At 31.1% G+C, this 9129-nt stretch carries 10 protein-coding genes; 8 read left to right on the top strand and 2 right to left on the bottom strand.

Going from position 1 to position 9129, the window contains the following annotated elements; translation table 11 throughout:
• Positions 1 to 794: peptidylprolyl isomerase (locus ACVC2P_RS07735; RefSeq protein ID WP_452597905.1), on the bottom strand; the 794-nt coding region annotated here is incomplete at its 3' end.
• A 109-nt stretch (positions 795 to 903) separates the two neighbouring features.
• Between ACVC2P_RS07735 and ACVC2P_RS07730 the strand changes: the two genes are divergently transcribed.
• On the top strand, positions 904 to 1359 hold the full coding sequence (locus ACVC2P_RS07730; protein WP_452597904.1) for a hypothetical protein: 456 nt from the start codon (positions 904 to 906) through the stop codon (positions 1357 to 1359).
• A gap of 186 nt (positions 1360 to 1545) precedes the next feature.
• Here ACVC2P_RS07730 and ACVC2P_RS07725 read toward each other — a convergent pair whose 3' ends face one another.
• Positions 1546 to 3738 carry a RecQ family ATP-dependent DNA helicase gene (locus ACVC2P_RS07725; RefSeq protein WP_452597903.1) on the bottom strand — a complete coding sequence of 731 codons (2193 nt, stop codon included), beginning with the start codon at positions 3736 to 3738 and terminating at the stop codon, positions 1546 to 1548.
• 207 nt (positions 3739 to 3945) lie between these two features.
• On the opposite strand from ACVC2P_RS07725, the gene ACVC2P_RS07720 reads away from it, so the two are divergent.
• The 7 genes from ACVC2P_RS07720 to ACVC2P_RS07690 form a co-directional block, all read left to right on the top strand.
• Entirely contained in the window at positions 3946 to 4911 is a 966-nt protein-coding gene (locus ACVC2P_RS07720) for a KpsF/GutQ family sugar-phosphate isomerase (RefSeq protein ID WP_452597902.1), read from the top strand.
• Positions 4911 to 5747 carry a twin-arginine translocase subunit TatC gene (gene tatC / locus ACVC2P_RS07715; RefSeq protein WP_452597901.1) on the top strand — a complete coding sequence of 279 codons (837 nt, stop codon included), beginning with the start codon at positions 4911 to 4913 and terminating at the stop codon, positions 5745 to 5747. The genes ACVC2P_RS07720 and tatC overlap by 1 nt, the downstream gene beginning before the upstream one ends.
• Complete coding sequence (locus ACVC2P_RS07710) at positions 5731 to 6081, top strand: carboxymuconolactone decarboxylase family protein (protein ID WP_452597900.1); 351 nt, start codon at positions 5731 to 5733, stop codon at positions 6079 to 6081. The genes tatC and ACVC2P_RS07710 overlap by 17 nt, the downstream gene beginning before the upstream one ends.
• A gap of 77 nt (positions 6082 to 6158) precedes the next feature.
• Entirely contained in the window at positions 6159 to 6899 is a 741-nt protein-coding gene (lptB, locus tag ACVC2P_RS07705; protein ID WP_452597899.1) for an LPS export ABC transporter ATP-binding protein, read from the top strand.
• Positions 6900 to 7510: 611 nt separating this feature from the next.
• On the top strand, positions 7511 to 7819 hold the full coding sequence (locus tag ACVC2P_RS07700; protein WP_452597906.1) for a two-component regulator propeller domain-containing protein: 309 nt from the start codon (positions 7511 to 7513) through the stop codon (positions 7817 to 7819).
• 190 nt (positions 7820 to 8009) lie between these two features.
• The gene (locus ACVC2P_RS07695; protein ID WP_452597898.1) at positions 8010 to 8441 is read left to right on the top strand and encodes a GNAT family N-acetyltransferase; all 432 of its coding nucleotides are present in this window, start codon (positions 8010 to 8012) and stop codon (positions 8439 to 8441) included.
• 242 nt (positions 8442 to 8683) lie between these two features.
• Positions 8684 to 9129 (top strand): GNAT family N-acetyltransferase (locus ACVC2P_RS07690; RefSeq protein ID WP_452597897.1); only part of this gene is annotated, 446 nt, incomplete at its 3' end.

Genomic DNA, 9129 nt, shown 5'->3' with positions numbered 1-9129 from the left:
CCTTCATCCCAACCAGAAATAACTTGACCTGCTCCAAGAACAAAATCTATGGGTTCATTACGTTTGTATGAAGAATCGAATACTGTACCATCTGTTAAAGATCCTTTGTAGTGTACAGAAACAGTTTTCCCTTTTTCGGCTTTAGCACCTTCTCCTTTTTGAAGAATTTGGTAACGTAACCCGCTTTCTGTAGCTTCAAAACCTTCTGCATACTTATTTAATTCTGCTGCTTTTGCTGCTCTCTCTGCTGCTATACGAGCTTCACGAGCACCTTCAAATGTTCTAAAAGCTTCTATAGCATTGTATGCTTCTGCGTCTGCGCCAACACGTACAATTTCTAATGTTTTAATTTCATCTCCTTGTGCTATAGCATCTACTACATCTTGTCCCTCTACTACTTTTCCAAATACAGTATGGTTACCATCTAACCAATCTGTAGCAACATGTGTTATAAAAAATTGACTTCCATTTGTTCCTGGTCCAGAATTAGCCATAGATAGTACACCTGGCCCACTGTGCTTTAAATCTGGATGAAATTCATCATCAAACTTATACCCAGGGTTTCCTGTTCCGGTACCTTGAGGACAACCTCCTTGAATCATAAAATCTGCTATTACTCTATGAAACTTTAATCCATCATAGTATGGTGTTCCTTGTGGCTTAACAGCATTTTCCATATTTCCTTCTGCTAAAGCTACAAAGTTTCCTACTGTACCTGGTGTTTTTTGATATTCTAAACCTACTAATATTTCTCCTTTAGTAGTATTAAATTTTGCGTATAAACCGTCTTGCATTGTATTATTTTTTAAGGTGCAAAGATAACAAGGTTTTATGAATTATTTTTTTATATCATTTTAAATTAGTGAATTAAATTTTATCATTGCACTACATTAAAAAATTAGTATGAGAAATAAAATTAATAAATTCTTTGCTTCTATAGGAAGTGCAAAAGCTAAAGAAGATATACAAACAGAAGACTATACAGAACATATTATTAAAAGTATTGAAGCCAAACCATTAGGCATTTCTAATAAAAATGTAATTTATGCTGCTTCTAGTGAGCTTGGTGGTTATTATTATTTAAGAACTACTATTGTTGGAGCGTTCCGTATTAAAACATTTAAAGGAGCTTCGTTAACTATAAAAGCTTCTGATTTTGAACTAATTTTAAAATCTGATATGGATGAGTTAGAATCTGATTTTTCTAATGTTTCTGATAGATATATTACTAATATAGATTTTGAAGTTCATGAAGACAACATTCCTAAATTAAATACAGCCAAAATTAAAGGCTTAGTATTGTCTGCTAAAAAAACAAAAGTTGAATTTTTACCTTATGTAGATAAAAATCCAACTTAATATTTATTTTATTAAATATCCGTAATCAACTATAAAGTCTACCATCTACTTTAACATGTTTCATGGTTCTCACCATGAAGCATCTATGTTTTTAGATGTTAAGTAATGCTAAAACAAGTTCAGCATAGTATTATAAGTAGTATTATGGTATAAAATGGGCTATCGGGTTATTTTATTTATTGAGATTTAATTTGCAACCTCACTAATAAATTTAATACGATAAAGGCGTAGTTCTTCGTCTTCATAATCGCCATCAAATTCTTCCATAGCTACATCTATCTTATCGGTTTCAGATTCCATAAAATAATCGTGTAGTTCTTCTTGCTGGTCTTCATCTAAAATATCATCAATCCAGTAATTAATATTCAACTTTGTTCCAGAAAATACAATGGCTTCCATTTCTTTAATAAATGCTTCCATTTCCATCCCCTTGGCAGATGCAATATCTGTTAACGGTAATTTTCTATCAACATTTTGAATAATATATAGTTTTAATCCAGAGTTGCTTCCTGTAGATTTTACAACTAAATCATCTGGACGTGTTATATCATTATCGCTTACATATTTTTCTATTAAAGCAATAAAATCTTTTCCATATTTTTTTGCTTTACCTTCACCAACACCATGTACATTTCCTAATTCTTGTAATGTTATAGGGTATTTAAGTGCCATATCTTCCAAAGAAGGGTCTTGAAAAATAACAAAAGGAGGTACCCCCAGTTTTTTTGCATTAGTTTTTCTGAGGTTTTTAAGCATTGCCATTAATGCTTTATCTACAACGGCTCCGCCTCCTTTATTAGCTGTAACAATATTGTCGTCATGGTTTTCATCAAAAGCATGATCTTCGGTCATCATAAACGAAACTGGATTTTCAACAAAATCTATCCCTTCTGGATTTACTTTTATTACTCCATAGGTTTCTATATCTTTCTTTAAATAGCCAGCTACTAAAACTTGGCGTATTAAAGCCATCCAATATTTATTGGTTTGGTAATTTCCTTTTCCAAAAAATGGTTTTGTTTCGGTTTTATGAGATTTTATTAAAGCATTTTCTTTTCCTATTATAACATTTACTAAATCTTTGGATTTATATTTTTCATTGGTAGCCTGCACAATTTCTATTAAAAGCTTAACATCATCTTGGGCTTCTTGTTGCTTTTTAGGATGACGCATATTATCGTCTAAATCTCCTCCTTCTCCAGTTTCATTATCGAACTCTTCTCCAAAGTAGTGCAAAATAAATTTTCGTCTAGACATAGATGTCTCTGCAAAAGCAACAACCTCTTGCAGTAGAGCATGCCCAATTTCTTGTTCTGCTACAGGTTTTCCAGACATGAATTTTTCAAGTTTTTCAATGTCTTTATATGCATAGAACGCTAAACAGTGTCCTTCTCCTCCATCTCTTCCTGCTCGTCCAGTTTCTTGGTAGTAACTTTCTATACTTTTTGGAATATCGTGGTGTATTACAAAACGAACATCTGGTTTATCTATTCCCATTCCAAAAGCAATAGTTGCAACAACAACATCTACATCTTCCATTAAAAACATGTCTTGATGTTTTGCTCTTGTTTTTGCATCTAACCCTGCATGGTATGGTAATGCTTTAATACCATTAACTTGTAATACTTGTGCTAATTCTTCTACTCGTTTTCTACTTAAACAGTATACAATCCCAGTTTTTCCTTCGTTTTGTTTTATAAAACGAATAATATCTGAATCTACGTTTTTAGTTTTTGGACGTATTTCGTAGTATAGATTTGGTCTATTAAAAGATGCTTTAAAGGTTTTAGCATCTCCCATTCTTAGATTTTTAAGGATATCTTCTTGTACTTTAGGCGTAGCTGTTGCCGTTAAGCCTATAATGGGAATATTATCGCCAATACGACCAATTATACTTCTTAAGTTTCTATACTCTGGTCTAAAGTCATGCCCCCATTCACTAATACAGTGTGCCTCGTCTACCGCCATGAATGAAATTTTTACAGAACGTAAAAACTCTACATTCTCCTCTTTTGTTAAAGATTCTGGTGCTACATAAAGTAGTTTTGTTATACCATTGGTAATATCTTCTTTTACTTGTTTTACTTCAGTTTTATTTAAAGAAGAATTAAGTACGTGTGCTACTCCATTCTCATCAGAAAGTCCTCGGATAGCATCCACTTGGTTTTTCATTAATGCAATTAATGGCGAAACTACAATTGCAGTTCCGTCTTTCATTAAAGCTGGTAATTGGTAACATAAAGATTTACCTCCTCCCGTAGGCATAATAACGAATGTATTTTGGTTATCCATAATACTTTCTACCACAGATTCTTGTAGACCCTTAAAGTCACTAAACCCAAAATACTTTTTTAGGGCTAAATGTATTTCACTTTTCACTTGTTATAATCAGGTTATATTAGGTAATAATGTCATTTACATATATAAAAATACATAAAAATATGTTTATCTAGCTATATTTAATAAGCTATTTAAAATTCCCTCTTTATTTTTCGCTAAATTTGTCGCGAAAAAAATTGTAGTCCCTTATTTTCATATACAAATTGTAAGTGTATACAAATATCAACTTTAAAAAATCAATACATTTTGAATACTAAAGACTCTATTATAAAGATTGCTAAAGAAACTATTGCTCTAGAAAGTAAATCGATAAGTAATCTTGCCAATTTATTAGATACTGATTTTGCAGATGCCGTAGAGCTTATATACAAATCGAAAGGACGAGTTATTATTACAGGTATTGGAAAAAGCGCCATAATTGCAACAAAAATAGTGGCCACTCTAAACTCTACAGGCACACCCGCAGTATTTATGCATGCCGCTGATGCTATTCATGGTGACTTAGGACTGATATTGGAGGATGATATTGTAATTTGTATTTCTAAAAGTGGTAATACTCCAGAAATTAAAGTATTAGTCCCGTTAATTAAAAACGCAAAAAATACTTTAATAGCCATCACAGGTAATAAAGATTCTTTTTTAGGTAAACAAGCCGATCATATTTTAAATGCTTATGTTGCTAAAGAAGCTTGCCCTAATAATTTAGCGCCTACAACAAGTACAACAGCTCAATTGGTAATAGGAGATGCTTTAGCGGTATGCTTATTAGAAATTAGAGGATTTTCTAGCAAAGACTTCGCAAAATACCACCCAGGTGGAGCCTTAGGAAAAAAACTATACTTAAGAGTACACGATTTATCCTCTGTAAACCAAAAACCTCAGGTAACTCCAGATACAAACTTAAAACAGGTAATTATTGAAATTTCCGAAAAAATGTTAGGTGTAACCGCTGTAGTAGACAATAGTAAAATTATAGGAATTATTACTGATGGAGATTTACGAAGAATGTTAACAAAGGTTGATGATTTCTCTAACCTTACAGCAAAGGATATCATGAGTAAAAACCCAAAACACATAGATGAGGATGCTATGGCTGTTGATGCTATGGAAATTATGGAAACTAATGGAATCTCTCAACTATTAGTAGAAAAAGAAGGCAATTACGCAGGTGTAGTACATTTACATGATTTAATAAAAGAAGGTATTATATAATGGCAAAAAAGAATGTAAATGAGATGTCCTTTCTAGATCATCTCGAAGATTTAAGATGGCATTTAATACGTATATGTATAGCTATAGTATTGTGTGGTTCTATTGCTTTTGTATGCAAATCATTTATTTTCGATGTTATCCTTTTTGGCCCAAGTAAAATGAATTTCCCAACATACGAGTGGTTATGTAAAGTGGCACAAACTGTTGGTATTGAAGACACAACATTTTGTGGCGAAGAATTTCCTTTCGACATACAAAGTAGAACCATGGCAGGGCAATTCTCTGCACATATCTGGACTTCTATTTTTGCTGGTTTTATAATTGCATTTCCATATGTTATGTATCAATTATGGAAATTTGTAAGCCCAGGCATGAGAACTAATGAGCGTAAAAACTCTAGAGGCTTCATTATAGTCTCCTCTTTATTATTTTTTATTGGCGTTTTATTTGGTTACTATATTATTACACCATTGTCTATTAATTTCTTAGGTAGTTATATGGTGAGTTCACAAGTAGAAAACAATTTCGATTTAAGTAGTTATATTGGTTTATTAAGAGCATCGGTAATAGCCTCTGGTTTTATTTTCGAACTACCAATAGTTATATACTTTTTAACAAAAGTAGGGTTAGTAACTCCAGAGTTTTTAAGAAAGTATAGAAAATTTGCCCTTGTAATTGTATTAATATTTTCAGCTATTATAACACCACCAGATGTGGCGAGCCAGATTATAGTAGCTATTCCAGTACTTATTTTATATGAAGTAAGTATATATATATCAAAATTTGTAATTAAAGCACAAAATAGAAAAGCGAAAAAGAATGTCAGAGTTAATTAATGAGTTTAATGCGTATCGTTCTAAAATGAACGAAGCCATTTTAGCAGATAATAATAAAATTATAAAACGTATTTTTAATTTAGATACTAATGCGTTTGCAGAAGGTGCTTTAGATAAAAAAACAAAAGAACTATTAGGCTTGGTTGCATCTACAGTTTTACGTTGTGACGACTGTGTAAAATACCATTTAGAGGCCTGTTATAAAGAAGGACTTACAAAGGAGCAAGTAGTAGAAGCATTAGGGATTTCTACATTAGTAGGAGGTACAATAGTTATTCCGCATTTAAGAAGAGCCTACGAATATTGGGATCTTTTAGAAGCTACAGAGCGTTAAACTTTGTATAAAATAAACGTTTCTACCACTCTACTTGTTATTCATTTTGCTATTTTTAGCGTTGATATTTAAAACATATGAAGCTTAAAGCCGAAAATTTAATGAAGTCCTACAACGGACGAAAAGTTGTAAAAAGTGTTTCTCTAGAGGTTAACACAGGAGAAATTGTTGGGTTATTAGGTCCTAATGGAGCAGGAAAAACCACTTCTTTTTACATGATTGTTGGGTTAATAAAGCCAAATGGCGGAACAATACATTTAGAAGGAACAAATATTACAAAGTATCCTATGTATAAGCGTGCCCAAAATGGTATTGGTTATTTAGCACAAGAAGCTTCTGTTTTTAGAAAACTTAGTATTGAAGATAATATCCTTAGTGTTTTACAATTAACAAAACTGAGTAAAAAAGAGCAATTACATAAAATGGAATCGCTTATAGACGAGTTTAGTTTAGGGCACATCCGTAAAAATAGAGGCGATTTATTATCTGGAGGAGAGCGTCGTCGTACAGAGATTGCTCGTGCTTTAGCTACAGACCCTAATTTTATATTATTAGATGAACCTTTTGCTGGTGTAGACCCTGTTGCAGTAGAAGATATACAACGTATTATAGCGCGTTTATCTAAAAAGAATATTGGTATTCTTATCACTGACCATAACGTACAAGAAACTTTAGCTATTACAGATAGAACTTACTTAATGTTTGAAGGTAGCATTTTAAAAGCCGGAGAGCCTGAAGAATTAGCTAATGACGAAATGGTAAGAAAAGTATATTTAGGTCAAAATTTTGAACTTAGAAAAAAGAAAATCGATTTTTAGGTATAATTTTTAAACTCCTAGTTTACTCAAATAGAATAGTTTATAAAATGATTTTTTTGATAAGTTAAAAAAACTTAAAAAAAATCATTTTTTTTTTAGGGTAAATTAAAAGATAACTGTTTTTATAGCGTAATTCTGATACGGTTAATAGCATGATTAAATCAGATTTATAAAAGCTACATAGATGCAAAATTTGTTTGGGAGCTGAATAATGAAACATACAGTAAGTAGTAATACCTCTAAAAAGAAACATTATTCATTATAAATTTTTACATCAAAAAAACTTCTAAAATCCAACATCTTTTTTTATAACAGATGTTGGATTTCTTCTTTTATAAAAACTTTAGTTTCTTACATGCAAATACCATTCAAATAAACTATGCTATTTAAATAATAGCACCAATAAAATTTCACACTTTTTTACAATTGAAAACTATTGTAGTTAAAACTGTTTTTTTATAGTTTTAAAAAACAAATGATGCAAAAGCTCTAATCTCATTACAAACGTTTTATTAGGTGAAAAATGAAAAACAATTACTAACAGCTAGAAAAGTTTCAGAACCAAACAATTTATAAGAGAAGATAAGTAAGGAGATTTATGGTTTTCTTCAATAACTCATGGAAGGCTTAACCAATTCTATGGTAAAAAATTCACTCAATTTTTAACTAAAGATAGGTTAAGCGACAACCAAGTAAGAACCATTTACGGCGACAAATCTGGAAACATTTGGATAGAATTTAATGGTAATAGAAAAAGCAGTTTACCTGTATATAATGGAAAAATATTAAAAACTTATACCGAAGCAAATAGGCTTTGCAATAAACGGATAAGAGCCATTTATGAAGATAAAAACGGTAAAATATGGCTTGGCTCAACATTTGGTAAACTTATGTATTTTCGATGGACAAAATTTCTCTGAATTCCGTTCAAACGGCCATACAGTCTTTAAAATAACTACAGACAACTAGTAACATGGCAGTAACTAGTAAATTATATACAGAACGTTGCACCTAATTTACCAAAATAAAATGCTTAATATTGAAGTTAATAACTAATTCTATAAAGTAATTGCTATAATATCCATGAAATCAAATATTGAAATAAGGAAAGTGGTAAAAGAAGATCTTATTCACATTTTTCAAATTGAAGAAGAAACTTTCGCTCCAATGCATTATCCATTATTCGTGTTAAGACAATTTCTTGACATATTACCAGATCTATTTTTTGTGGCAGTAGATGAACTTAATCAAATAAAAGGGTATTGCTTTGGCGGAATAGATAACGAAAGTAAAATAGGCTGGATTTTAACCTTAGCTGTCACAAAACCTAACCAGAGGAAGAGAATTGGTGAGCTTATTACAACAAAATTGTTGACCGCTTTTAAAAATAAGAAGATTACTACAATACGCCTAACAACAACTCCAGACAATACGGCAGCAATTAAACTATATAAAAAATTAGGGTTCGAGAAAGAAAAAGAAGACGAAGATTACTATCTTGATAAGTCTTCACGCGTAATAATGAAAATTGAAATGGTATAAAGCTGTTAAAAGAAAAATAACTCCTTACAGCTAATAATCTATAAGCAAATTATTTAAAAATAAAAGAGGTAACCCAGAGTACAGTTTTGGTTGTCCTAAATGGACAAATTCATTTCTTCAAACTGAATGATTTATTAGAAAAATTAACACATTAAGCACATAGAAAGTTTACTGAATCTGCTATATTGTTTGAGAGACTCAAAAAATAGAACTAAAAAAATATTTCCAAAAAATAACGATTAATGAAAATTGAAATATTAGAATACAAATCACAGTATCAAGAAGACTATAAAAGGCTTTCTCTTGAATGGTTAAACGAAAATAACTTATACGAAGAAGCAGACGGAAAAATGTTAGATAACCCCAAAAGTGAGGTGTTAGATAAAGGAGGCTTTATTTATCTTGCAAAAATAAACGAACAGGTTGCAGGAACAATCACTCTAATACCAACCAAAATTGATACATACGAAATACTAAAACTTGGTGTAAGCAAAAACCATCAAAGACTTGGCTTAGGAAAAATTCTTATGGAGCACTGTATTGAACAGGCAAAATTATTAAATGCTAAAAAAGTGGTACTTGAAACAAACACTAAACTTGCAAGTGCTATTCGTTTATATACAAAATTAGGTTTCAAAGAAATAGTGCTAAAAAACAACAAGTATAAAATGTCTGATTTTAAGATGGA

Source organism: Pontimicrobium sp. MEBiC01747 (assembly GCF_053601635.1).
This window is presented reverse-complemented; position numbering and strand designations above follow the sequence as displayed.

Excerpts from the sequence above, each read along its gene's own strand:
- lptB (WP_452597899.1), top strand. The coding sequence starts at position 6,159 with ATGAAGCTTAAAGCCGAAAATTTAATGAAGTCCTACAACGGACGAAAA.
- ACVC2P_RS07730 (WP_452597904.1), top strand. The coding sequence starts at position 904 with ATGAGAAATAAAATTAATAAATTCTTTGCTTCTATAGGAAGTGCAAAA.
- tatC (WP_452597901.1), top strand. The coding sequence starts at position 4,911 with ATGGCAAAAAAGAATGTAAATGAGATGTCCTTTCTAGATCATCTCGAA.
- ACVC2P_RS07710 (WP_452597900.1), top strand. The coding sequence starts at position 5,731 with ATGTCAGAGTTAATTAATGAGTTTAATGCGTATCGTTCTAAAATGAAC.